Below are 24,040 nucleotides of genomic sequence, written 5' to 3'. Positions count from 1 at the left end.
ACCTCTCCCTCGAACCTGGAGGACCCTTCCATGACTGTTGAGTTCACCGCGGACACCGTCCACGACCTCGCACCGAGCGATCTCGTGCGGGAAGACCGTGTGGCCGGGCGTATGTACACCGATCCCCGGCTCTTCGAGCTGGAGATGACGAGTATCTTCGAGCGGACCTGGGTGTGGGTCGCGCACGAGAGCGAACTGCCGAAGGCGGGCAGCTTCAAGTCGACCTACGTCGGTCGGCAGCCGGTCATCGTGGCCAAGGACCGCAAGGGCACCGTCAACACGCTGCTCAACCGCTGCCGGCACCGCGGCGCCAGCCTCTGCGAGCAGCGCACCGGGCACGCCAACGGCTTCACCTGTCCGTACCACGCCTGGTCCTACGGCCTGGACGGCAAGCTCCGCGGCATCCCCTACCCGGACGGGTACGAGGGCGTCCTGGAGAAGGGCGAGCTGTCCCTGCGCAAGCTGCGCACCGAGTCGTACGGCGGCATGGTCTTCGCCACCTTCGACGAGGGCATCGAGCCGCTGGCGGACTTCCTCGGCGACGTCAGACTGTGGATCGACCGCTTCATGAAACAGGGCGGCGGCTACCCGGTGAAGGTGCTGGGCACCCACCAGTTCAAGTTCCACGGCAACTGGAAGATCCAGCTGGAGAACACCACGGACGGGTACCACTTCCCGATCGTGCACCGTTCCTGGATGGCCTCCGTGGACGCGGAGACCGCGGACATGATGTCCTTCATGACCGACCCGGCGGCCATCACCCACGACCTCGGCAACGGCCACAGTGTCATGCAGATGGTGCCCGAGCACTCCGACCTGGACATCGACGACGGCACCGAACCGCTGCAGGCCCGCTTCGCCACCCTCGTCACCGAGCTGAAGTCGGCCGGACTGGACGACGCCGCCGTCCGCAAGCTGGTCCGCGCCATGCACGGCACCGGCTTCAACCTGAACCTCTTCCCGAACGTGTCGATGTCGAACTCGTTCCTGCGCATCCTGCGACCGATCTCGGTCAACGAGACCCTCATCGAACACGTCGCCCTCGGCCCCGACGGGCCGGCGGAGATCGTGGACCCCGTCAACCGCGAACGCCTGCGCATCCACGAGCACTTCCAGGGCCCCTTCGGCTTCGGCACCCCCGACGACGCCGAGGGCTGGGACCGCGTCCAGCGCGGCGCCCAGGCCGCCCCCGAGATGCCGGTGCTGGTCAACCGCGGCCTGGCCCGCGAGACCGCCGGCCCCGAGGGGTGGCCGACCTCCCACGTCACCGACGAGACGGGCATGCGCGCGGCGTACAACCAGTGGAAGCAGATGATGAGCGATGACTGAGACCCTCATGAGCACCGCGGGCACGGGGCTGACCGACCCCCGGGTGATCCGGGCGATCCAACTGGTCTGGCACGAGGCCGACCTGCTCGACCGCAAGCGGTACGAGCCGTGGCAGGACCTCTACTCCGAGGACGCGCACTACGTAGTCCCGATCGACTCGAAGACCGAGGACTTCGCCAACACGCTCAACATGGTCTACGACGACGCCCGGATGCGGGGCATGCGCGTGACCCGGATGACGGAGGGCTACGCGATCGCCGCGGTCGACTCGGCCCGCACGGTCCGTACCGTCTCCCGGTTCGTGGTCGAGAACGTCACCGACGAGGAGGTCACCCTGCGCTCGGCACAGGTACTGGTCGCCTACAAGCGCGGCCGGCACGACCTGTGGGCGGGCGAGGTCACCCACCGGATCAGGCTGTCGGACGACGGCGACCGGATAGCCCTGAAGGTCGTACGGCTGGTGGACAGCGAGGACGCGGTCCCGGCGGCGGGGTTCCTGCTGTGAGCGTGTCCGTCCGGGTCGCCGAGGTGATCGCGGAGACCCCGCTGATCCGTGCCCTGCGCCTGGTCCGGGAGGACGGCGCGCCGTTCACTCCCTACCGGGCCGGCGCCCACGTCGACGTCACGGGACCGACCGGGGTACTGCGCCAGTACTCGCTGTGCAGCCCGCCCGAGGACGCGTCCTCGCTGCTCATCGCGGTGAAGCGGGAAGCGGAGTCGCGCGGCGGCTCGGCCGCCCTGCACGAGGTGGGCGAGGGCGACCGGCTGGAGGTGGGCGAACCCCGCAACCTGCTGACGGTCGCCGACGACGCCGACCGGCACCTTCTGGTGGCCGGCGGCATCGGCATCACGCCGCTGCTGAGCATGGCGTACGAACTGCGGCGGCGCGGCGCGGAGTTCACGCTGTACTACTTCGCCCGCTCGCGGGAGGAGGCGGCCTTCGTCGACCTGCTGGAACGCCGGGTGGAGTTCGGTGACCGGGTGCGCCTGCGGTTCGGTGTGCCCCGCACCGAGCAGCCGGCGGTGCTGATGCGGGAGGCCGCCGGGCTCACCGCCGCCTCCCATGTGTACACCTGCGGCCCGCGGGGCTTCATGGACCAGGTGACGGCGGTGTTCGAGCCGGTGGTCGGCAGCGAGAACGTACACGTCGAGAACTTCACCGCGACCGAGATCGACACCAGCGGCGACCAGCCGTTCACCGTCGAACTCGACACCGGTGAGGTCTTCGACGTCCCGGCCGACCGGTCGATCCTGTCGGTCCTGGAGGAGAACGGCATCGACGTCTTCAAGTCGTGCGAGGAAGGCATCTGCGGTTCCTGTGTCTCCGGTGTGCTGGAGGGCACTCCGGAGCACCGGGACAACTGCCTGTCCGCGGCCGACAAGGCGTCGGGCACGCAGATGGCCCTGTGCGTCTCCCGGGCCAGGAGCAGCAAGCTCGTCATCGAGCTGTACTGAGCCGTACCGGTTTCCCCGCGCACCGTCCGTGCGCCGTTCACCCCCCGCACGCGCCCGCACGCGTCATTCCGGGGTGCCCTGTCCATGGGCTCCCGTCGTCCCCTCTCCCCTGTCCTAGGAGACCCATGGCTTCCTCTCGGGTTGCGGCCCCCTCGCCGAGCGTCCTGCGCATCGGCATGGCGGCCGGTGTCGGCACCTCACTGGAGTTCTACGACTTCGCGATCTACGGCACCGCCGCCGCCCTGGTGTTCGGTGACGTCTTCTTCAAGACCGGTGACGCCTGGTTCGGCACGTTCATGAGCCTGGCCACGTTCGCCGTAGGGTTTGTGATGGCGCCCCTCGGCGCCGCCCTGTTCGGTTCGATCGGTGACCGGCGGGGCCGCAAGGTCGCCCTGCTCGGCGCGTTCGTCCTGATGGGTGCGGCCACGCTGGGCATGGGGGTCCTGCCGTCGTACGCGGCCATCGGCATCGCCGCGCCCGTCATGCTGGTGCTGCTGCGCCTGTGTCACGGCCTCGCGCGGGGCGGGGAGAACGCGGGCGCCGCGGTCTTCGCGATCGAGCACGCCCCGGCGGAACGCCGGGGTCTGTACGGCTCGTTCGTGGCGATCGGCTCTCCCGTGGGCGTGATCCTGGCCAACGTGGCTTTCGCCCTGGTGCTGCTCCTGCCCGACCGGTCGGTCACCGACTGGGGATGGCGCATCCCTTTCCTGATGGGCGGTCTGGTCGTGCTGGTCGGCCTGTGGATCCGCAAGGGTGTCACGGAGAGCCCGGAGTTCGAGGCCATGGCGCAGGCCGACGGCAAGGACCGGGGGCCTGCGCGGATGCCGCTGAAGGAGGTGCTGCGGACGAACTGGAAGCGTGTCGCGCTGACCGCCGGCGTCAACATCGGCCTCAACGCCAGCACCTTCGCCCTGGCCACCTTCATGCTGTCGTACGCCACCGCGGACGCCCCGGAGGGCCTCGGCCTGCCCCGCCAGCCGATCGTGAACGGCAGTCTGATCGCACTCGTCTGTCACGCCCTGACGAACGTGGGCTCCGCCTGGCTCTCCGACCGCGTGGGGCGCAAACCCGTCATGATCACCGGAGCCGTGCTCTCCCTCGCCTCGGCCCTGTTCATGTTCCACGTCACCTCGTCGGGCACCGTCGCCGCCGTCAACACGGCCGTCATCGTCGGGTTCACCGTCACCGGTGTGCTGTTCGGCCCCATGTACACCTACTTCGCCGAGCTGTACCCCCGTGAGCAGCGTCAGTCGGGTCTCGGGGTCGGGTTCCACGTCGGCGCGGTCCTCGGCGGCGGCATCTCACCGATGATCGCCAACCGGATCATCTCCTCGTCGGGAAACGCCCTCAACGTCGGCTACTATCTGGCGGCCCTGCTGGTCGTCTCCCTGCTCTGCCTGTTCGCCCTTCCGGAGACCTCTCCGGCCCGGCTGCGACGGCACCCGGCCGCGGTGCCCGAACCGGTCCCGGCGGTCGACTGACCCGCCTTGTCGTCGTCTCAGGGCCCGCGGGGCTGGTCATCGCAGAACCACGACGGCGGTAGGGCGGCACGGCCACGTCGACCCCGCGGTCATGTCGGGAAGGGCACTGTCCGTCCCGTGCGCCGCGCCTGCTCCAGTGTCTCCTGACCGACCTCCTGGTGTCCCGTCCGCCGGTCCGCTCAGCGGACCGGCGCCATCACACCGGGCCGCCGAGTGTGTCTGCTGGTGTCCTCACCGAGTCGCGGGGACCGCGTCAGGATCCCGTCGAGGAGGCCCTCGGCCCGAAGCCCCGCGGCCTGCCGTACGACGACCCGCCATGGATCGAGGCGGTCCTCGCCCACCTCACCTGAGCCCGCACCCGCCGGCCGCCCCCTCAGAAAGGAAGCACCTGTGCACAGTTCTCTGTTCGACGCCCTGACGGCCGACGAGATCCAGCGCGCCTCCGCCGCCGTCCGCCGCGAGAGGATCGGCGGCTCGCGTCCCGGCTTCGCTGCCGTCTTCACCGACGAGCCGGACAAGCACCTCCTGCGGGACGGCGAGACCGTGTCACGCCGGGCGCGTGCCATGGTGCTCGACCGTGACACCGGAACCTCCTACGACGTGGTGGTGGACCTGGACACCGACAAGGTCGTCTCGTCCACCGAAGTGGAGCACGGCAGCGTGCCGATGCTGGAGTCGGAGTTCGAACTGGTCGCCGACATGATCAAGAACGACACCCGGTACATCGAGGCCCTCGCCAAACGGGGCATCACGGACCTGAGCCTGGTCCAGCTGGACCCCTGGGGAGTCGCCAACCGCGCCGAGTTCGAGGTCGAGGGCAAGCGCCTGTGGGGCACCACCTCCTACCTGCGGCACTTCCCCGGCGACAACCCCTACCCCCACCCCGTCGAGGGTGTGATCGCCGTTGTCGACCTCGTGGCACGCGAAGTGGTCGCGGTGCACGACTTCGGGGTGCGGCCGATGAACCCCGAGCCGAGCAACTACACGGCTGAACACAACCAGCCGATGCGCACCGATGTGGCACCTCTGGAGATCACACAGCCCCGAGGTGTCGGGTTCCGGCTGGACGGGCCGCAGCTGACCTGGCAGAAATGGCGCTTCCGGATCAACATGCACCCGCTGGAAGGGCTCGTCATCCACGGCGCGGAGTACCTGGACGACGGTGAGTACCGCTCCGTGATGCACCGCGGTTCGCTCTCCGAGATGGTGGTGCCCTACGGCGACCCCCACGCGGAGCACTACTGGCGCAGCGCCTTCGACGCCGGCGAGTACGGGCTGGGCAAGCTGGCCAACTCGCTGCGCCTGGGCTGCGACTGCCTCGGTGAGATCGTCTACTTGGACGCGGTCCTGGCCGACGAGAACGGCGAGCCCACGACGATCGAGAACGCCGTCTGCATCCATGAGGAGGACGCCGGCATCCTCTGGAAGCACACCGACTGGGTCACCGGCGAGGCGGACGTCCGCCGCTCTCGCCGGCTCGTGGTGAGCTCCATCGCGACCGTGGGCAACTACCACTACGGCTTCTACTGGAACTTCTACCAGGACGCGTCGATCGAGGTGGAGGTCAAGCTCCTGGGCATCGTGCAGACCCGCGCCGTCGAGGACGGCGAGACGTACGCGCACGGCACCCCCGTCGCACCGAACCTGATCGCGACCTACCACCAGCACCTCTTCTCGTTCCGGCTGGACATGGAGGTCGACGGCTGGCGCAACTCGGTGTTCCAGAACGACAGCCACTCCCTGCCGGTGGGCGAGGCGAACCCGCACGGCAACGCCATCGGTCTGACCAAGACCCTGATCGCCCACGAGAACGACGGCGACTGGTTCACCAATCCGCACACGTCACGCAGCTGGACCGTAGTCAACCCCCACAAGAAGAACAGGTGGGGCATGCCCGTGGGCTACAAGCTCCTTCCTGGGTGGGCCTCCGCCACGATGCTCGCGCAGCCCCCGGCGATGGTCGCCAAGCGTGCGGGATTCGCCGCCCGCAACATGTGGGTGACTCCGTATCAGCAGGACGAGATCCGTTCGGCGGGTGAGTATCCGAACCAGGACCGCTCCGGTGCCGGGCTGCCGGCCTGGACGGCCGGGAACCGGCACGTCCAGGACAGCGACGTGGTCCTTTGGCACACACTGGGTGTCACGCACATCCCGCGGGCGGAGGACTGGCCGGTCATGCCCGTGGAGAAGGCCGGGTTCCACCTGCTGCCGGTGAACTTCTTCGACAAGAACCCGGCGCTCGACGTCCCGGCGAGCACCTCGGCACACGGCCCCGCGGACGCCGCGTCGTCCGGTGACACCTGCTGCCACCCGGGCGAGTGACCGTGCCACACCTGCTGACGGCCGCCGCGCTGCTCGCCGCGGCCGTCGGCACCGGCCGCTGCCTTCTGTCGTCCCGCGACGGCGCCGATCTGCCGGGCGCCGCCGCGATGACGGTGATGCTGGCCGGGATGGTCGACGTGATGGCGCTGGGCTGTCAGCTGCTGACCGCGAACGCCTGGGCGGTGGTCCTCCTCGTCCTCGCCGCGGGCGTCCTGCTCACCTGCCGGGGCTCGTCGCTGGGAGCGGCCCGGGCGCTGCACCTGGCGGTGACGGGCGCGCTCACCCCCGGCATGGCCGGGGGACATTTCCACACCGCGGGGCACGGTACGCGCATCGCCCTGTGGCCGCCCGTCCTCGCCGTGTCCGCCGCACTGCTCTGCGGCCTGGTGTATGTCGGTTGCATCGCGTTCAGCGGCCGGAGAGCGGGGCCGCACTGCCGCACCGCACTGCGCTGGGAACTCGTGACCGGCACGGTGTCGGCGGCGGCGATGAGTGCCATGCTCGCGGGTTGAGCCGCACCCCTGCTATGACGTGAACCACCCCGTTCCGTTGAGCGGACCACAGGTCCGCTCAACGGAACGCACCTGCGTGATACCAAGAAGTCATCGGTCAGCACACCGCCCCGCACACCCGCGCCCGACACGCCTGCGGGCACCCGGGCATGCCCGCCCCGAGACCTTCCGGCTCCTCACGATCCACGAGGCTGTGCGGCCTGCTCGGCGGCATTCCACGAAAGCGGGCGGTGAACACGCAGAGGGGACGGTCTCAGATGAGCGGCTGGACGGCCGGAGAGGGACGGCACCGCGGCGCGTCGCACCTCGGACAGGTCTGGCGGGAACTGGTGACCGTGCACCCGCACGCCACAGCCCACTGGGGGGCTCTGCGGGCCGCGCTCGGTGTCGCCGTCCCGTCCGCGTACGTGCTGGCGGCCGGCCGCCCCGAATGGCTCGGCTACGCGAGCTTCGGCTGCTTCGTCGCCGTCTACGGCCGGCACGCCACCTGGCGGGCCCGCCTGGAGACCCAGGTGGGCGTCGGCATCACGCTGACCGCCACCGCGGTGCTCGGTACCGCCGTCGGTCTCGCCCGCCCCGGCGGGGTCCTGACCGCCCTCCTCCTCATGTTCGTCTCCGGTACGGGCCTGCTCCTGGCCAGACGCCACGGGTGGGCGCCGGCCCCGTCCGTCTTCCTGGTCTTCGCCGCCGGCGCGACCGCCTCGATGCCGGTCACCGCGGCCGATCTCGTACCCGCCGCGTGCGTCACCGCCGGTTCCGCCGCGCTGGGTGTGGCCATCGGTCAGCTGGGGCGGCTCTTCCCCAGGGACGACCGGGAGCGGACCGGCCGGCTCCCCACGACCTACCTGGCCCTGCGGAGCGATCCGATGGCGGTCCGGGAGGTCTTCTGCTACACGGCCGGTCCGTTCCTCGCCACGGTGCTGGCCGTCCTGGCGGGCTTCGGCCACCCGTCGTGGGCGGGAGTGGCGGCCACGATCCCCCTGGCCGGTGCCACCGTCGTCGTACAGGCCGCCCGGGCCACGCTGCGTTTCGTGGGCACGCTGGCCGGCATCGCCGTGACCTATCTGCTGCTCGCACCCGGTCCACCGACGTGGGTGCTGTGGATCGCCGTCGTGGCCTCCATGCTGCTGGCCGAGCTGTTCATCGCCCGCCACTACGGCATCGCCGTCATCGGCATCACCCCGACCGCCTTGCTGACCATCCATCTGGCCTCCCCGACGCCGCTCCGGTCGCTTCTCGTCGACCGGGTGGTGGAGACCGCGGTGGGCGTGCTCGTCTCGGTCGTGCTCCTGCGCGTGGTGCGCTCCTCCGCGAGGCGCGTTCCGGCGTGCGCGGGAGGATGAGGGCGGGTGACGGGTGGCATGGCGATACCGGACGCCCGGGCCGGCGGAGCACGTCAGACATGTGAGGGGACCGAGTGGGACACGAAGTGAACCCCCAGCCGGCGCGGAACAGTGTGCTGGGCAAGGTCCGGCTGATCCTGGAGTCCTTCTCCCACGACGACCAGCGTCTCAGTCTCTCGGAGATCGCACGCCGCTCGGGCGTCGCCAAGGCGTCCGTCCACCGGCTGGCCCAGGAGCTGCTGGACTGGGGCGTCCTGGAACGCCACGGTCAGGACTACCGACTCGGGCTGCCCCTGTTCGAGCTGGGGCAGCGCGTCCCGCGGCAACACATCCTGCGCGACACCGCCCGCCCGTACATGGAGGATCTGCATCAGGCGACCAGGGAGACGGTCCATCTGTCGATCCCCGACGGCCTCGACGTCCTCTATCTGGAGAAGGTGTACGGGCACGGGGTGGTGGCCTGGCCGTCACGGGTGGCCGGCCGGATGCCCCTGCACGGCCCGGCGACCGGAAAGGTGTTCCTCGCCTTCGGTCCCGCGTCCCTGCTCGACGAGGTCCTGGCCGCGCCCCTGAAAAGGATCACGCCGCGCACGGTGAGCACGCCCGGGGCCCTGGCCGCGGAGCTCGAGCGGGCACGGAGCCTCGGTTACGTCGTGGAGAGTGAGCAGGCCCGCCTCGGGCACGTCAGCGTGGCGATCCCCTTGTACGGCGCCACGGGCCCCGTCATCGCCGCCATGTCGGTGACCGCACCGCTGCACCGCGCTGCTCCCGCGAGATACGCGGCGCTGCTTCGGGAGGTGAGTCACCGGTTCACCCGGTCGATCGGGGCGACGGACTTCACCTGAGTGGGCGGCGGTTCAGCCGGCCGGTGCGTGGACGGCGTCCAGTACGCCCCGAACCGCGGCCGGGTCCTCCAGGGCCAGGTGAGCACAGTCGGCGGTCCTCAGGACGGCGCCGGGGATGCCGTCGGTGAGTTCACGAGCGTGCTCGAGCGGTGTGGCCACGTCCCGCTCGCCGCCGACGACCCAGGTGGGGGCCTGGATGTTCGGCAGCTCAGTACGCACGTCGAACGTCGCGAGGGCGTCGCAGCAGGCCGCGTAGCCGGCCGGGTCCACCGTCGTGAGGCCACGCACCAGCGAGCGGCCGAACTCGGACTCGGCCGTCCCGGCGTCCCCGAACCACCGGGCGGGACTGCTCTCCACCAGTGGCTTCATTCCTTCGCGGCGCACCAGCTCGGCCCGGTCGAGCCAGGGCTCCGGGCCACCGAAGTGGGCGGAGGTGCAGATCAGGGCCAGTGCGCTGATCCGGTCGGGGTGCCTGGCCGCGAGCCAGGTGCCGATCGCTCCGCCCAGGGAGACGCCCGCGTAGCAGAAGGTTTCCCGGCCCTGCTCGTCCGCCAACGCGAGGACAAGGTCGGCGAGGGCCGCCACCGTCGTGCGTCCGGGGCGCGTATCCACCAGCTCCCGGGCCGGGGAATCACCGTGACCCGGCAGATCGAAACGGAGTACGCGATATCTGTCGGCGAGGTCGCCGACGTACGGCTCCCACAAGGTTCGTGAGGTGCCCAGCGATGGGCCCAGCACCAGCAGGGGTGCGTCCGGCGGTCCGCAGACGTCGTGGTCGAGTCGGGATCGGTCAGTGGTCAAGCGAGCTCCTGATGTCGGGAACGATCAGCGTTCGAGGACGAGGGCGAGGCCCTGGCCGACGCCGATGCAGAGGGTGGCGACGCCGGTGCCGGAACCCTGGCGGGCGAGCTGGTGGGCGACGGTCCCGGCGAGCCGGGCGCCGGAGGCGCCCAGGGGGTGGCCGAGGGCGATTGCCCCGCCCTGCGGGTTGAGGACCGCCGGGTCGAACTCGGGCCACTCGGCGACACAGCCGAGGACCTGCGCGGCGAACGCCTCGTTCAGCTCCAGCACGTCCAGGTCGGCGAAGGTCTTGCCGGCCCTGGCCAGCGCCCGGTTGACCGCCTCGACGGGGGCGAGTCCGAAGTAATGGGGGTCGATCGCGGACACCCCGGTCGCGGAGATCCGCGCCAGCGGCTCACGGCCGGTGGCCTTCAGTCCCTCCTCGTCGACCAGCAGCAGCGCGGCGGCGCCGTCGTTGAGCGGCGAGGCGTTCCCCGCTGTCACGGTGCCTTCGGATTTGCGGAAGGACGGCTTGAGCTTCACCATCGCTTCCAGGGACGCGTCCGGGCGGACGCACTCGTCGGCGGCGAAGTCGACGGGATCGCCCTTGCGCTGCGGCACCGGCACCGGCACGAGCTCGACGTCGAACAGGCCGTCCGCCTGCGCCTGCGCGGCTTTGCGGTGGGAGGCGAGGGCGAACTCGTCCTGCTGCTCCCGCCCGATCTTGTGCTTGTCGGCGATCAGCTCCGCCGACTCGCCGAGGGGGATGGTCCATTGCGGGTCCATCCTCGGGTTGACCATCCGCCAGCCCAGGGTGGTCGAGTACAGCTCGGCGTGCCCGGCCGGGAACGGCCGGTCCGACTTGGGCAGCACGTACGGGGCCCGGGTCATCGACTCCACGCCGCCCGCGAGCACGATCGAGGCGTCCCCGACCGCGACGGCACGGGCGGCCTGAATGACCGCCTCCAGACCGGAGGCGCACAACCGGTTCACGGTCGCGCCGGGCACGGAGGTGGGCAGGCCGGCCAGCAGGGCGGCCATGCGGGCGACGTTGCGGTTCTCCTCGCCGGCGCCGTTGGCGTTGCCGAAGTACACGTCCTCGATCCGGGACGGGTCCAGGCCGGGCGTACGGGCCAGCAGCTCGTGGACGGCGTGCGCGGCGAGATCGTCCGGGCGCACGGCGGCCAGCGAGCCGTTGTACTTGCCGAACGGGGTGCGCACCGCGTCGACGAGGTAGACGGTCTTCATTTCATGTCCTCCGCGACACTCAGCTCGGCATCGGTCCTGGCGGTGACGTCCTCGACGCTCACGCCGGGCGCGCACTCGACGAGGACGAGTCCGTCGTCGGTGACGTCCAGGACGCCGAGGTCGGTGATGATCCGGTCCACGCACGCCTTGCCGGTCAGCGGCAGCCCGCACTCCTTGAGGATCTTCGGCGAGCCGTCCTTGGCGGTGTGGGTCATCACCACGATCACCGTGCGGGCGCCGTGGACCAGGTCCATCGCCCCGCCGATCCCGGTGATCATCTTCCCGGGGATCGCCCAGTTCGCCAGGTCGCCCCCGGCCGAGACCTGCATGGCACCCAGCACCGCGACATCGATGTGCCCGCCCCGGATCATCCCGAAGGACAGCGCCGAGTCGAAGAAGGAGGCGCCCGGCAGGACGGTGACCGTCTCCTTGCCCGCGTTGATCAGGTCCGCGTCGACGGCGTCCTCGGTCGGGTACCGGCCGGTCCCCAGGATGCCGTTCTCGGATTCGAGGGTGACCTCGACGCCTGCCGGGAGATGGTTGGGGATCAGGGTGGGCAGGCCGATGCCGAGATTGACGTACTGGCCGTCCTCCAGCTCCAGCGCGGCCCGGGCAGCCATCTCCTCACGTGTCCAGGCCATCAGCTGCTCACCGTCCGCTTCTCTATCTTCTTGTCGGCGGCCTGCTCGGCGGTGAGCGCGATCACGCGCTGGACGAAGACGCCCGGCAGGTGGACCGCGTCCGGCTCGATCTCGCCGGGCTCGACCAGCTCCTCGACCTCGGCGACGGTGACCTTGCCGGCCATCGCCGCGAGCGGGTTGAAGTTCCGCGAGGACTTGTTGAACACCAGGTTCCCGTGCCGGTCGCCCTTCCAGGCCCGCACCAGCGCGAAGTCGGTGCGGATGCCCCGCTCCAGCACGTACTCGTTCCCGTCGAACTCCCGGACCTCCTTGGGCGGCGACGCCAGCGCCACCCCGCCGGAACCGTCGTAGCGCCACGGCAGCCCGCCGTCGGCGACCTGCGTGCCCACCCCGGCGGGGGTGTAGAACGCGGGGACGCCCGCGCCGCCGGCCCTCAGCCGCTCGGCCAGCGTGCCCTGGGGGATCATCTCGACCTCCAGCTCACCGGCCAGGTACTGCCTCGCGAACTCCTTGTTCGCCCCGATGTAGGAGCCCGTCACCCGGGCGATCCGGCCCGCGGCCAGCAGCACCGCGAGCCCCGACTCCATCGCCCCGCAGTTGTTCGACACCACCGCGAGAGAACCGACCCCGCGCTCGTACAGCGCCTGGATCAGCACGTTCGGCACACCGCTCAGGCCGAATCCCCCGACCGCCAGCGACGCGCCCTCCGGCACATCAGCCACCGCCTCAGCAGCGCCGGCCACCACCTTGTCCATCAGCCGGCCGCCAGATCCGAAGGGTGCTGCGCCAGAGGCGTCACCTCGACCGTCATGTACGGGAAGAGAGGCAGGCTCCAGAGGATGCGGTGCATCGTTTCGTTGTCGGCGACGTCGAAGACACTGATGTTGGCGTACTGGCCGACACAGCGCCAGATGTGCAGCCACTCTCCGGACTTCTGCAGTTCCTGGCAGTAGGCCTTCTCACGGGCCACCAGGTCCGCGCGGACCTCGGGGTCGAGGTCACGCGGGATGTCGACGTCCATGCGTACGGCGAAGAGCATGTGCGATCACGCCCTGTCGAGAACGAAGTCGTAGGTGACCTCGTGGTCCTTGCCGTTGCCGGTCGGGGTCGGATCCAGGATCAGCTCGGGCTTGACCGCGGAGGCGATGTCGTTGTCCACGTACTCCCCACCGGTGAAGTAGAGCTGTGTGGTGACGAGCTGGTGTCCGGGCGCCGAGACCTTGAGGTGCAGGTGAGCCGGGCGCCACGGGTGCCAGCCCGCCGCCGAGATCAGACTGCCGCAGGCACCGTCGGTCGGGATCTGGTACGGCGCGGGCTGGATCGTGTGGATCTTGAAGTGACCCGTCTCGTCGGCGGTCACGGTCCCGCGCAGGTTCCACTCGGGCAGGTTCGGCGCGAACTGGGAGTAGAAGCCGTCGTCGTCGGCCTGCCAGATCTCCACCTTCGCGGCCGGCAGCGGCGTACCGTCCACAGCGGTGACCTGGCCCTGGAAGAGAAGCGGCGTGCCGGCCTCGTCCTCCCGCATGGGCAGCGTCGCCTCGGCGGGCAGGGCGGGCGCGTCCGGCACGTAGTACGGGCCCTCGATGGTTCCCTTGCTGCCCTCACGGCTCTCGCCGGCGACCTCCTCGACCACGTGCTCGACCCAGACGTCCAGAAAGAGCGGCCATTCGCCGTCCTCGCCGACCTGGATCAGCCATGCCTTGAGGGCGTTGTACTCCTCGTAGGTCACCTTGTGGCGACGGATGATGTCGTGCGTCGCGGTGAGCAGTGCGGTGACCAGGGTGTCGACGCGCTCGGTGTCGGACCCGGCGGCCGCGGGAGCGATGCGGTTGCGGAACTGCTCGGTGGCGGCGGCTCCCGAAGCGGCTGCGGTGGCCTGCTCGGTGGTGGTGTCGGTCATGGTGTCCGTCCCTCTCCTTTGTGGTGCGGCTCGTGCCGGCGGGTCAGGCGTCCTGGCGGTAGCGGGCCAGCTTGTCGGGGTCGATGTCGATACCGAGTCCGGCGCCTTCGCGGACTCGCAAGGTGCCGTTCTCGATGGTCAGCGGCTCGGTGAGGAGGTCGTCGGTCATGTCGAGGAAGTTCGACAGTTCACCCGGGTAGCGGGCGCTGTGGCGGTGCGCGGCTCCGAAGGCGACCGAGCACAGCGTGCCCACCTGGCCGTCGATCTGGTTGCCCATGACCACCTCCACCCCGAGTCCCTCGCACTCATGCAGCACCCGCTGGGAGGCGGTGAAGCCGGTGCGGGCGGTCTTGACACTGATGGCGGTGGCGGAGCCGCCGAGCAGTTCCCGGGTCACCTCGCCGGCGCGGGTGGCGCTCTCGTCGGCGATGAACGGCACCGGGCACCGCTCGACCAGCCACCGTCGGCCGAGCACGTCGTCGGCGGGGCACAGTTCCTCGGCGAAGGTCAGGTTGAGGTCGGCGAGTTCGCGCAGGACGCGGGCGGATTCCGGGGCGGTCCAGCCGCGGTTGCCGTCGATGTACAACTCCACGTCGTCGCCGAGGGCCTCGCGCAGTGCACGGCAGGCGGCCACGTCCTCGGTGTACGGGCGGCGGCCGACCTTCACCTTGAAGGTGGTGACGCCGTACGTGTCCCGGATGCGCTCCGCCTCCGCGACCATCTTCTCCGCAGGGGCGAAACCAACCATGTGGCTCACCCGCATGCGGTCGGTGTATCCGCCGAGCAGCCCGGACACCGGCATCCCCGCGGCCTGCCCGATGATGTCCCACAGCGCCATGTCGATCGCGGCCTTCGCGGTCGGATTGCCGACCGTCCGGTCCAGGCGCTCGTGGACCGACTCCCGTTCCAGGGGCGTCATTCCCAGGATCTGCGGGGTGAAGAGCTTGCCGACGACCGTGACGATCGACTCCTGTGTCTCGCCGTAGGTGTAGGGGCGGGGCGGGGCCTCGGCGGTGCCGACGAGGCCCTCGTCGGTGTGCACCCGGACCAGGACGTGGTCGGCGGTGTGCACCTCGCCGCTGGCGAAACGCAACGGCTTGGCGTACGGGATGGCGAACGGAATCGCCTCCACCTTGATGATCTTCATTCCACTCCTTCGAGGAAGACGTCGTTTCGCTCCAGCACCTCAAGGAGGTTGCGCAGTAGCACGGAGTCGTCGTCCCTCCTCCACGCCAGGTCCAGTCGCACGGAGTGGGCGTCCACCAGTTCCTTGCACACAACGCCCTCGCGAGGTGCGGAGCGGATGGAGTCCGGCAGGACGGCGATCCCCAGGCCGGCGGCGACCAGTGCCAGAGCCGCGGATGTCTCGCTGACCTCGTACGCGAGTTGCGGGTAGTAGCCCGCGCCCAGGCACGTACGAACGACGGCGTCGTTGAGAACCGACCCGAGCGAGGCGCCGTACATGATGAAGCTCTCGTGCTTGAGCTGATCCGCCCGTACCGATTCCGCTCGTGCCAGTTCATGCTGTTCAGGCATGGCAACGACCAAGGGATCGTCGGCGATGGGACGGTGGAGGATGCCCTCCTGGCGCACCGGGGGACGCAGCACACCTACATCGATACGACGCTCGATGAGCGCCTTCTCCTGGGCAGGAGTCAACATCTCGGTGTGCACCTCCAACATCACGTGTGGCATCGCGCGCTTCAACAGCCTTGCGAGTGCGGGTAGTTGTCGATACGAAGCGGAACCCGTCAAGCCGACTCTCAGTACTCCTTCCACGCCGGCCGCGAAGCGCGCCACCCGGGAGACCGCCTCGTCGACGGCCTTGAGGATGTGCTCCACATCCGTGCGGAATACCTCGCCCGCCCGGGTCAGGGCCACCTGTCGAGTCGTACGGGTGAAGAGCTCCACACCCAGCTCGGCCTCCAGGCGACGGACCGCCTGGGAAAGCGGCGGCTGAGCCATGTGCAGTTGCTCGGCGGCCCTGCCGAAGTGACGCGTCTCGGCGACGGCCACGAAGTATCGAAGATTCCTCAGTTCCATCGAATGCCCTTTCGTTGACCGAGGCCCTCGATACCGCCCCAGCGTAAGAAGCCCGTCCCATACAACACAAATACTTGATAGCGACGGATTAATACTTTCCAGATACTGAAGAGGATCCCGAGCCGCTTTGCACTACGCCAGTCCGCTGGGTGGACCGCCCTGTGCGCGACAGGGACGCGGAGCCGCAGCCGGCCGTGTGCGGGTTCGTCGAGGCGTGTGGTCATCGGGCCGGGAAACGCCGAACCGCCTTATCTCCGCACCGCTGGACGTTTTCGCCGTCGAAGGCTGCACGTTTCGGCGGTGCACAGTGGGGATATGACGAACGGATCAGTTCAATGTGGCGCTTTATCGCGGATCCGACGGTCGGCCGTGAGACTGAGAGGGCCTCGGCTTCGGTCCGGCCATGGACGGGCATCGACGACGATGGACGCACTTGAGCGGCATGGGCCCGTGGCCGCAAAGCTCATCAAATTCGCTCATACAAAGCAACGTCTCGGGTTGGAGCGACCTGCGTGCCATGGGTCGGCGGGGCCCGCTACGCCCCGCTCCCGGATGTTGAAGGACATCGCATCCCCTGAAACGGGGTATTGCGACGACCACTGGGACGGAAGGGTTCCCGACGGGACCTCGGCGTAGTCCAGCACCAGCTCGAAGGACCGCTAGCTGCGCTCCTGTTCGGGCGCCCGGATACCTTCGGACACTGAGTCCCGCCTACTGGATGAAGCCACCCGCACAGTCGACGCGCGGCCTCCTCCGGACCTGCCTACGCTTGGCGACCGGGCATGCCCGCCGGCGGATCAGCCGTCCGGGCGGCTCGCCTTCTCCACGCCGACCGAGGACAGGTGGTCACGCAGGTAGGCGGATGCCTCGTCGCGCTTGCCGGCCAGCAGCAGGTCGGCGATCTCCACGTGCTCCGCACACCGGACGAGTGCGCGGTCGCGTTGTAGGGAGCGCCGGTACTCCATGAGCCGGCGCAGGCGGTCGACGCGGCGCAGCGCGTCGATGAAGAAGGAGTTGCGGCTGCACGCCATCACGGTTTCGTGGAAGCGGCTGTTGAGGTCGTACAGCTCGGCGTTGCCGATGGTGCGGATGTCGCCGTCCACCAGTCGCTGTTGCTGTGCGCGGACGGTTTCGAGGGCTTCGCGGTCCAGGACGAAGCCGGGTTCGAGGATGGCCGCGGGTTCGATGGTCAGGCGGAAGCGGTAGCTGTCCTGGTAGGCGTCCATCGAGGTGAGCATGGGCTGGAACTCCCAGCCGTAGCCCGGGAGGCGTTCGATCCAGCCTTCGACGGCGATGCGGCGCAGGAGGTGGGCGAGTTGTCCGGGCGTGAGGTCGTAGCGTCGGGCGAGGGCGTTCTCGGTGACCCGGTCGGGCAGGTTCTCGTCGAGGCGGTCCGCGGCGATGCGCAGGTAGGCGTCTTCGGCGTGGTCCTCCGTCGGCGTGCCCACTGCCGCCTCGGTGAGGGCGGGCCCGGAGAGGGCGACGGTGTAGCCGCCGCGTTCGGCCGGGGCCACGGCACCTTCCTCCGCCAGCAGGCGCAGGGCCTGGCGCACGGGCGAGCGGGAGACCTTCAGGTGCTCCGCGAGTGTGCGCTCGACCAGGCGGGTGCCGACGGCCAGTCCTTCCGCCGCGATGTGCTCCGCGATGCGTGCGGCCGTCCGGCGCGTCAGCGGGGTGGGCGCGGCCCCTTCGTCCGACCTGGACGTCCCTTTCCGCGTGGTGGGCGGGGTCATCGTCTGTGCCTCCGCGAGAGTGCCGGGGCCGGCCGGGACGGGCTGTGCGGTCCCGGCCGCCGACGTCATGGTGCGAGGACGGAGTATACGTGTTCGACCTGCGGCGGAGCCGCGAAGTGCGGTCCGGCCAGGGCCCGCCAGCGGGCGAAGCCCTCGGAGGCGCGGAAGGTGACGGTGTGGTGCTCGACCGTCTCCCACCGGACCATCAGCCGGTAGCGCGAAGGGTGTTCGACACTGCGGTGCAGGTCGACTCCGTCGCAGCCCTCGGCCGCGAGGAAGAAGGGCAGGGCCTTGGCGACGGCCTCCTCGAACTCCTGCTCCTGACCCGGGCGGATCTCGATCTGCGCGATTTCGGTGATCACGTGATGCTTCTTCCTGGTGTCAGTCGCGGCCTGCGGCGGCGGCCTTGTCGTGCTCGGCGTCGACCCGCGCCGTGACGCCTGTCTCGACGATGGTGCGGGTGGCGTCGACCGACGCGTAGATCCACAGGATGCGCATCGGCTCGGTGGCGGAGGCGTTGCGGAACCGGTGGGGCATGCCCGCGGGAACGTAGGTGGTGTCGAAGCGGGTGACGTGGTGCTCGTGACCGTCGATCTCCACGATGGCGTCGCCTTCGAGGATGGTGACGCTCTCCGGGCAGTTGTGGGTGTGCAGGGCGATGCCTGCGCCGCCGTCGAAGAGGGTCTGCCCGGTGAGGAAGACCTCGGCGCCGACGGCCCGGGTGACCAGCGGGATCGTGCGGGCACCGCCGCCGCGGCTGAAGGAGGTCAGCTCGGCCGGGCGCAGGACCGCGGGCTCGAAGGAGCTGAAGCAGGGCTCGTCGGTGGGGTGGTGGTGCATGGTGTTCTCCAGGCTGGGGGTGGTCAGGCGGCCGGGCCGATCCAGACGGTCTTGGTGTTGACGAACTCGCGGATGCCCTCGGCGCCGAGTTCCCGGCCGTAGCCGGACTTCTTGATGCCGCCGAAGGGCAGGCGCGGGTCGGAAGCGACCATGCCGTTGATGAACACGGCGCCGGCGTCGAGGACGCGGGCGAGTCGACGGGCACGGTCGAGGTCGCTCGTCCACAGGGCGGCGCCGAGACCGTACTCGCTCCGGTTGGCCAGGGCGATGGCCTCGTCGGCGTCGGCGACCCGGGTGACGGCGGCGACGGGCCCGAAGGTCTCCTCGTCGAAGGCGGCCATGCCGGGGGTCACGTGGTCGAGGACGGTGGGCGGGTAGTAGCAGCCCGGTCCGTCGGGGACCTCGCCGCCGAGGGCGAGGACGGCGCCGGCGTCGACGGTGCGGCGGACCTGGTCGTGCAGGGTCTCGCGGAGGTTGGCACGGGCCATCGGGCCGATCGCGGTGTCCGGGTCGGTCGGGTCACCGACCTTCAGGGCCGCCGCGGCGGCGGTGAAGGCGGCCACGAACTCGTCGGCCACGGCCTGTTCGACGATGAACCGCTTGGCGTTGACGCAGGACTGGCCGACATTGACGTAGCGGGCCTTGACGGCGGTGGCGGCGGCCTGCGCGATGTCGGCGTCGGCGAGCACGACGAAGGGGTCGGAGCCGCCGAGTTCGAGGACCTGCTTCTTCAGTACGGCGGCGGCCTGGGCGGCGACAATCGCGCCGACCTCGGTGGAGCCGGTCAGGGTGACCGCGGCGACGCGCGGGTCGGCGATGATCCCGGCGACCTGGTCGACCTCGATCAGCAGGGTCCGGCACAGTCCCTCGGGGGCGCCGGCCTTGCGGACGACCTCCTCGACGGCGAGGGCGCACTGCGGGACGTTGTTGGCGTGCTTGAGGAGGGTGCCGTTGCCGGCGGCGAGGGCGGGGGCGGCGAAGCGGAAGAACTGCCAGAAGGGGTAGTTCCACGGCATGACGGCGAGGACGACTCCGAGGGGGTCGTAGACGACGGCGCTCTCGGTGGCGTTGGATTCGACCGACCGGTCGGCGAGCTGGGCCGGGGCGTGCTCGGCGTAGTACTCGCAGGTCATGGCGCACTTCTCGATCTCGGCGCGCGCCTCGGTGACCGGCTTGCCCATCTCGGCGGTGATGAGGGCGGCGTACTCCTCCTTGCCCTCGCGCAGGACGCGGGCCATCTCCCGCAGCAGGGGGGTGCGGTCAGTGATGTCCCGTCGGCGCCAGGCGGCCTGGGCCGAGGCGGCGGCGTCGAGGATGCCGTCGACCTCCTGGGGCGTATGCGGGGTGTGGCGGGAGAGTTCGGTTCCGGTGGCCGGGTTGCTGGAAACGATCATCAGGCGGTCTCTCCGGTGTGCTCGATGGTGCGGACGATCTCGGTGGCGAAGTCGGCGGTGCCGAGGCCGCCGCCGATGTCGCGGGTGCGGGTGGCGGGGTTGTCCAGGACGGTGCCGACCGCGCCGGTGATCAGGGCCGCGGCGCGCGTGAGCCGGTCGTCGCCGTCGCGCCGGCCGCGCCAGTCCAGCAGCATTGCGGCGGACAGGATCAGGGACGTGGGGTTGGCGACGCCTTGGCCGGCGATGTCGGGGGCGGAGCCGTGCTGGGCCTGGGCCACGCACAGGGTGTCGGAGGCGTTGACGGAGCCGCCCAGGCCCAGGCTGCCGGAGAGTTCGGACGCCTCGTCGGAGAGGATGTCGCCGAACATGTTGGTGGTGACGATGACGTCGAACCGGCGCGGACTGCGAATGAGCAACGCGGCGGTGGCGTCGACGATCAGCTCTTCGAGTTCGACGTCGGGAAAGTCCGCGGCCACGTTGCGCACTTCTCGCAGGAAGAGTCCGTCGGACAGCTTGACCACGTTGGCCTTGTGGACGGCCGTGACCTTCTTGCGGCGGGCGCGGGCCAGTTCGAAGGCGGTCCGGGCGACGCGCTCGCTGGCCGTGGCGGTGACCTTGCGGATCGAGAACGCGGAGTCCTCGTCGGGCATGAACTCGCCGGCGCCCGCGAACATGTTGCGGTCCGAGTAGAAGCCCTCGGTGTTCTCCCGGACGATGACCAGGTCCATCGGCTCGCGCAGGATGCTCAGGTCGGGGTGGGAGCGGCAGGGGCGGATGTTGGCGTAGAGCTTGAACGCGGTGCGCAGTTCGGCCGAGGGGTTGATGCCGCCCTCGGTACGCGGCGGGTAGTCGAGGTGCGAGACCGGCCCGAGCAGTACGCCGTCGGCCTGCGGCACGCGTTCCATCACAGCGTCCGGGAGGGTCGAGCCGGAGGCGGCGAGGGACGCGAAGCCGATGTCGTGGGTCTCGTAGGTCAGGTTCAGGCCGAGCTTCTTGTCGGCTGCGCCGAGCACGTCGAGGGTGGCCGCGGTGATCTCGGGACCGATGCCGTCGCCGGGTAGGACGAGGATGTTCACGGGGTGCCTTTCAGTGGGGAGGTGCGAGGTAGGGGATCGGTCACAGGCCGAAGGTGTGCGCGGCCACGAGGGCCAGGGACACGGTGATGCCGCCGCCGATGCGGGTGGCGATCTGAGCGAAGGGCATCAGCCGCATGCGGTCGGCCGCGGTCAGGATGGCGATGTCCCCCGCGCCGCCCATGCCGCTGTGCGTGGCCGTGACGAGGGCGGTCTCGACGGGGTGGAGACCCACCTTGCGGGCGACGAGGAATCCGGTGCCGACCATGGCGCACACCGTGAGTACACAGGTCACCAGTGGGGCTGGGGAAAACCCCTCGACCAGGGTCTCCCACGGCGTCTGGGTGGCACTGAAGGTGAACAGCATCGGAAAGGCCATGGCAGCCAGGCAGAAGTCGTAGACGAACCGCGAGCCGTGCTGGAGGCGCGGGGTGACGCCGTGGGCGACCTTGAGGATCACCGCGAGCACCAGCATCACGACCGGGGCCGGCCAGCCGAGCAGGCTGTGGGTGAGGACGCCGGCCAGGTAGAGGGTGACGGCGGTGATGCCCGCCGCCGCGACCTGCTGCGCGGTCACCGACGTGCGCTTGCCCGGACCGGACTCGGCGGATTCCAGCAGATCGGGGCCCTCGCCGGCGTCCAGGCGTCCGTTGCCGGTCAGATTCGGACGCCTGCGGCACACCTGGCTCAGCAGCCCGGCGAGCAGGACGGCGGTCAGGTTGCCGACGAAGATGGCGGGCAGCACACGGGCGAGCAGCTCGCCCTGCGCGGCACCGAGGACACCGGCATAACCGATGGTCAGCGGGATGGCGCCCTCACCGACGCCACCGGCCATGATCGGCACGACGACGAAGAAGACCGTGTGCTTGAAGCCGAGCCCGGTGGCGGTGCCGACGGCAGTGCCCACCACGAGCGCGACCACACTGCCCGCCAGCAGCGGAACGAAGATCCTCGCGAAGCCCCGGACCAGCACCGTGCGGTCCATGCTCATGATGCTGCCGACGATGACGAAGGCGATGAACAGGCTCAGGACCTTCGTATCGTTGAAGAACCCTCCGATCGACTCCACCGCGGCCTTCGGGATCCACCCCTGATGGGCGAGCCAAGACGGCACCAGCGTCACGAAGATCGCGGCTCCGCCGACCGCACGCAGGACGGGAACCCGCTTGCCGATCTCGGCCAACGCGAAGGCGAAGACCACCATGATCCCGATGACCACGGCGAGTTCACCGGTGAGGCGGCCGGTGGCGGCCAAGGCGGCGATCAGCGCCGCGAGCACCACGAACACGGGCAGCGGCACGATGCCGATGTCCCGGTCCATGCAGCGGTGCCACAGGTTGAAGGTGCGGTCGTCCGACGGAAAGCCGTCGGAGTCGCGCTCTCGCCGGCCAGGTACGCCTGGTGGCTTGTGCTCCGCTGGTGTCGCGGAGCGTGCGAGGTCGGACATGGTGCGTCCTTACAGCGGCTCAGGGAGGAGACGGTCGGCCCCGGACGGGTGACGCGGCTGTCCGGGCCGTCCGTGGCGAGTGATCGCCGAGGTGAGCAGTGGACTCGCCGCGCCCCGGCAGGTCCCTGCTGCGGAGTACGTTAAGCACATCCTTTGGTTTTTTGGAAGACCGTTGTACCAAGAGGCGGCCGGGAGTACTGTCCGAACGCGGCACATTCGCCGCGTAACCCCCAGTTCACGCGAGGAGCCAGCGTGTCCGCACCACCATCCGAAGCCCGCACCGTCGAGGTCCTCGGCACCCGGCACAGTCCGGGACCGGACCTCCCCGACCGCGCCTGCGACACCCACGTGCACGTCTTCGGCCCCGCCGACCGCCACCCGTACGCGCCCGACCGCGGCTACCTCCCGCCCGACGCCCTCCCCACCGAGCTGCGCGCCCTGCACCGCCACCTGGGGCTCACCCGGACCGTGCTGGTCCAGCCCAGCCCGTACGGCACCGACAACACCCGACTCCTGGACGGCCTGCGCACGCTGGGTGAATCGGCGCGCGGCGTCGCGGTCATCGACCCCGACGCCGACCACCGGGAGCTGCGGGCCATGGACCGGGCCGGCGTGCGCGGAGTCCGTGTCAACCTCGGCGCGAACGCCTCCAACGACCTGGAGCGGGCGCGCGAGCGCATCCGCGTCACGGCACGGACGATCGCGGCCTTCGGTTGGCACCTGGACCTGCACCTGGACGCCGCCGCCCTGGCCGCTGTCGACGACCTGCTTCCCCGGCTTCCCGTCCCGGTGGTCCTCGACCATTTCGCCGGCATCAAGCCCTCCACCGGCACCGACGGCGGCGGCGCCGACAGCCTGGCGCGTACGTGCCGGTTGCTGCAAACCGGTCACGTCTGGGTGAAACTGTCCGCGCCGTACCGTGCCGCCGCCGGCGGGAGCTACGACGATCTCGGGCCGGCCCTCGAAGCCCTTCTCAGCACGCGCACCGACCGGGCCCTGTGGGGCTCCGACTGGCCGCACACCGGCGGCTCCCCCGCCACTCGGGACCCCGAGCGTGTCGAGCCCTTCCTGCCCGTGGACGACGGCCTCTCCCTGACCCGTCTGTGCGCACACCTCGACGTGTCCCGCCTGCGGCAAGTCCTCGTCGACAACCCGGCGACGCTCTACGGCTGGTGAGTTCGCCGCCACCGGCGGCAGCCATCGCCGCTCCGGCGGAAAACGCTTTTCCTCGGCGCGGCTCTTGACGATCAGCCGGGACTCTAGTTGTGTACCGGCCAACCGGTTGACCGGTGCCCCGTCGCCGGTCGTGCCCGGTGCGGACCCCCGAGCGCCCCTGGGATCCGCCCTCGTGCACGCACCGCCTCCGTCCAGGTACCAAGCCTCCTCGCGTGAGAGGCGACAGTCCTGCCGGCGTGTATTCCGCCGTGACACCGAGGCACCGGTCACCGCGACCCCCGCGAGCCGCGTCGTAGTCCGCGCCCGAGAAGCCCCACGGCCGCGGCGGGGTCCACTTCCGCCCGTTGATCGCACCACGGCCGCCTCCCCGGCGGCGGCCTCACCCTGCCCCAAGGAGCAACGATGCTCGCCGTCCTCGGCTTCGCCACCCTGGGCAGCTTCATGCTGCTCGTGATGCGGAAACACCTCTCCGCGTTCA

24 protein-coding genes are annotated in these 24,040 nt (G+C 70.1%); 10 read left to right on the top strand and 14 right to left on the bottom strand.

The features are described from left to right. The first annotated feature begins 30 nt into the window (after positions 1-30). From ACP4J0_RS21795 to ACP4J0_RS21755, 9 genes are all read left to right on the top strand, one after another. On the top strand, positions 31-1,329 hold the full coding sequence (locus ACP4J0_RS21795; RefSeq protein WP_426600336.1) for an aromatic ring-hydroxylating oxygenase subunit alpha: 1,299 nt from the start codon (positions 31-33) through the stop codon (positions 1,327-1,329). Further along, positions 1,322-1,834 carry an aromatic-ring-hydroxylating dioxygenase subunit beta gene (locus ACP4J0_RS21790; protein ID WP_403190876.1) on the top strand — a complete coding sequence of 171 codons (513 nt, stop codon included), beginning with the start codon at positions 1,322-1,324 and terminating at the stop codon, positions 1,832-1,834. Before ACP4J0_RS21795 ends, ACP4J0_RS21790 begins: the two co-directional genes overlap by 8 nt. Beyond that, positions 1,831-2,784 carry a PDR/VanB family oxidoreductase gene (locus ACP4J0_RS21785; protein ID WP_426600335.1) on the top strand — a complete coding sequence of 318 codons (954 nt, stop codon included), beginning with the start codon at positions 1,831-1,833 and terminating at the stop codon, positions 2,782-2,784. The genes ACP4J0_RS21790 and ACP4J0_RS21785 overlap by 4 nt, the downstream gene beginning before the upstream one ends. A gap of 125 nt (positions 2,785-2,909) precedes the next feature. Beyond that, positions 2,910-4,265: an MFS transporter gene (locus tag ACP4J0_RS21780; protein WP_426600334.1), complete on the top strand. Its 1,356-nt coding sequence runs from the start codon at positions 2,910-2,912 to the stop codon at positions 4,263-4,265. Between the two features lie 215 nt (positions 4,266-4,480). Beyond that, positions 4,481-4,615, top strand: coding sequence for a hypothetical protein (locus ACP4J0_RS21775; RefSeq protein ID WP_426600333.1), 135 nt, complete (start codon positions 4,481-4,483; stop codon positions 4,613-4,615). Between the two features lie 40 nt (positions 4,616-4,655). Further along, positions 4,656-6,587, top strand: a complete 1,932-nt coding sequence (locus ACP4J0_RS21770; RefSeq protein WP_426600332.1) for a primary-amine oxidase — start codon at positions 4,656-4,658, stop codon at positions 6,585-6,587. Beyond that, positions 6,584-7,099 (top strand): hypothetical protein, encoded by a 516-nt coding sequence (locus ACP4J0_RS21765; RefSeq protein WP_426600331.1) that lies wholly within the window; start codon positions 6,584-6,586, stop codon positions 7,097-7,099. The genes ACP4J0_RS21770 and ACP4J0_RS21765 overlap by 4 nt, the downstream gene beginning before the upstream one ends. A 257-nt stretch (positions 7,100-7,356) precedes the next feature. Next, positions 7,357-8,442: an FUSC family protein gene (locus ACP4J0_RS21760; RefSeq protein ID WP_426600330.1), complete on the top strand. Its 1,086-nt coding sequence runs from the start codon at positions 7,357-7,359 to the stop codon at positions 8,440-8,442. A gap of 74 nt (positions 8,443-8,516) precedes the next feature. Continuing rightward, a complete protein-coding gene (locus ACP4J0_RS21755; RefSeq protein WP_403190889.1) occupies positions 8,517-9,287 on the top strand; it encodes an IclR family transcriptional regulator in 771 nt (256 codons plus the stop codon). 12 nt (positions 9,288-9,299) lie between these two features. Here the strand turns inward: ACP4J0_RS21755 and ACP4J0_RS21750 are convergent, their stop codons facing one another. From ACP4J0_RS21750 to ACP4J0_RS21685, 14 genes are all read right to left on the bottom strand, one after another. Then, positions 9,300-10,088 carry an alpha/beta fold hydrolase gene (locus tag ACP4J0_RS21750; RefSeq protein WP_426600329.1) on the bottom strand — a complete coding sequence of 263 codons (789 nt, stop codon included), beginning with the start codon at positions 10,086-10,088 and terminating at the stop codon, positions 9,300-9,302. A gap of 24 nt (positions 10,089-10,112) precedes the next feature. Next, positions 10,113-11,315, bottom strand: coding sequence for a thiolase family protein (locus ACP4J0_RS21745; RefSeq protein ID WP_426600328.1), 1,203 nt, complete (start codon positions 11,313-11,315; stop codon positions 10,113-10,115). Continuing rightward, the gene (locus tag ACP4J0_RS21740) at positions 11,312-11,956 is read right to left on the bottom strand and encodes a CoA transferase subunit B (protein ID WP_426600327.1); all 645 of its coding nucleotides are present in this window, start codon (positions 11,954-11,956) and stop codon (positions 11,312-11,314) included. Before ACP4J0_RS21740 ends, ACP4J0_RS21745 begins: the two co-directional genes overlap by 4 nt. Next, on the bottom strand, positions 11,956-12,711 hold the full coding sequence (locus ACP4J0_RS21735) for a CoA transferase subunit A (RefSeq protein WP_426600326.1): 756 nt from the start codon (positions 12,709-12,711) through the stop codon (positions 11,956-11,958). The genes ACP4J0_RS21740 and ACP4J0_RS21735 overlap by 1 nt, the downstream gene beginning before the upstream one ends. Next, entirely contained in the window at positions 12,711-12,995 is a 285-nt protein-coding gene (catC, locus tag ACP4J0_RS21730) for a muconolactone Delta-isomerase (protein ID WP_426600325.1), read from the bottom strand. The genes ACP4J0_RS21735 and catC overlap by 1 nt, the downstream gene beginning before the upstream one ends. Positions 12,996-13,001: 6 nt before the next feature. Then, a complete protein-coding gene (gene catA / locus ACP4J0_RS21725) occupies positions 13,002-13,856 on the bottom strand; it encodes a catechol 1,2-dioxygenase (protein WP_426600324.1) in 855 nt (284 codons plus the stop codon). Between the two features lie 43 nt (positions 13,857-13,899). After that, entirely contained in the window at positions 13,900-15,003 is a 1,104-nt protein-coding gene (locus ACP4J0_RS21720; RefSeq protein ID WP_426600323.1) for a mandelate racemase/muconate lactonizing enzyme family protein, read from the bottom strand. After that, on the bottom strand, positions 15,000-15,899 hold the full coding sequence (locus ACP4J0_RS21715) for a LysR substrate-binding domain-containing protein (protein ID WP_426600322.1): 900 nt from the start codon (positions 15,897-15,899) through the stop codon (positions 15,000-15,002). Before ACP4J0_RS21715 ends, ACP4J0_RS21720 begins: the two co-directional genes overlap by 4 nt. 797 nt (positions 15,900-16,696) lie before the next feature. Next, positions 16,697-17,701: a GntR family transcriptional regulator gene (locus tag ACP4J0_RS21710; protein ID WP_426600321.1), complete on the bottom strand. Its 1,005-nt coding sequence runs from the start codon at positions 17,699-17,701 to the stop codon at positions 16,697-16,699. Continuing rightward, the gene (locus ACP4J0_RS21705; RefSeq protein ID WP_403190910.1) at positions 17,698-17,994 is read right to left on the bottom strand and encodes an antibiotic biosynthesis monooxygenase family protein; all 297 of its coding nucleotides are present in this window, start codon (positions 17,992-17,994) and stop codon (positions 17,698-17,700) included. The genes ACP4J0_RS21710 and ACP4J0_RS21705 overlap by 4 nt, the downstream gene beginning before the upstream one ends. A 19-nt stretch (positions 17,995-18,013) precedes the next feature. Beyond that, the gene (locus ACP4J0_RS21700; protein ID WP_426600320.1) at positions 18,014-18,472 is read right to left on the bottom strand and encodes a cupin domain-containing protein; all 459 of its coding nucleotides are present in this window, start codon (positions 18,470-18,472) and stop codon (positions 18,014-18,016) included. A gap of 23 nt (positions 18,473-18,495) precedes the next feature. Beyond that, complete coding sequence (locus ACP4J0_RS21695) at positions 18,496-19,866, bottom strand: NAD-dependent succinate-semialdehyde dehydrogenase (RefSeq protein ID WP_426600319.1); 1,371 nt, start codon at positions 19,864-19,866, stop codon at positions 18,496-18,498. Next, the gene (locus ACP4J0_RS21690; RefSeq protein ID WP_426600318.1) at positions 19,866-20,942 is read right to left on the bottom strand and encodes an isocitrate/isopropylmalate dehydrogenase family protein; all 1,077 of its coding nucleotides are present in this window, start codon (positions 20,940-20,942) and stop codon (positions 19,866-19,868) included. Before ACP4J0_RS21690 ends, ACP4J0_RS21695 begins: the two co-directional genes overlap by 1 nt. A 40-nt stretch (positions 20,943-20,982) precedes the next feature. Continuing rightward, positions 20,983-22,386: a 2-hydroxycarboxylate transporter family protein gene (locus ACP4J0_RS21685; protein WP_426600317.1), complete on the bottom strand. Its 1,404-nt coding sequence runs from the start codon at positions 22,384-22,386 to the stop codon at positions 20,983-20,985. Between the two features lie 252 nt (positions 22,387-22,638). Here ACP4J0_RS21685 and ACP4J0_RS21680 point away from each other — a divergent pair, with 252 nt between their 5' ends. Continuing rightward, positions 22,639-23,562 carry an amidohydrolase family protein gene (locus tag ACP4J0_RS21680; RefSeq protein WP_426600316.1) on the top strand — a complete coding sequence of 308 codons (924 nt, stop codon included), beginning with the start codon at positions 22,639-22,641 and terminating at the stop codon, positions 23,560-23,562. Positions 23,563-24,040 lie beyond the last annotated feature (478 nt).

Source organism: Streptomyces sp. WG7, assembly GCF_049975785.1.
Taxonomy (GTDB): Bacteria; Actinomycetota; Actinomycetes; order Streptomycetales; family Streptomycetaceae; genus Streptomyces.
The sequence above is the reverse complement of the archived record's forward strand: the minus strand, read 5'-3'. Positions and strand labels throughout refer to the sequence as shown.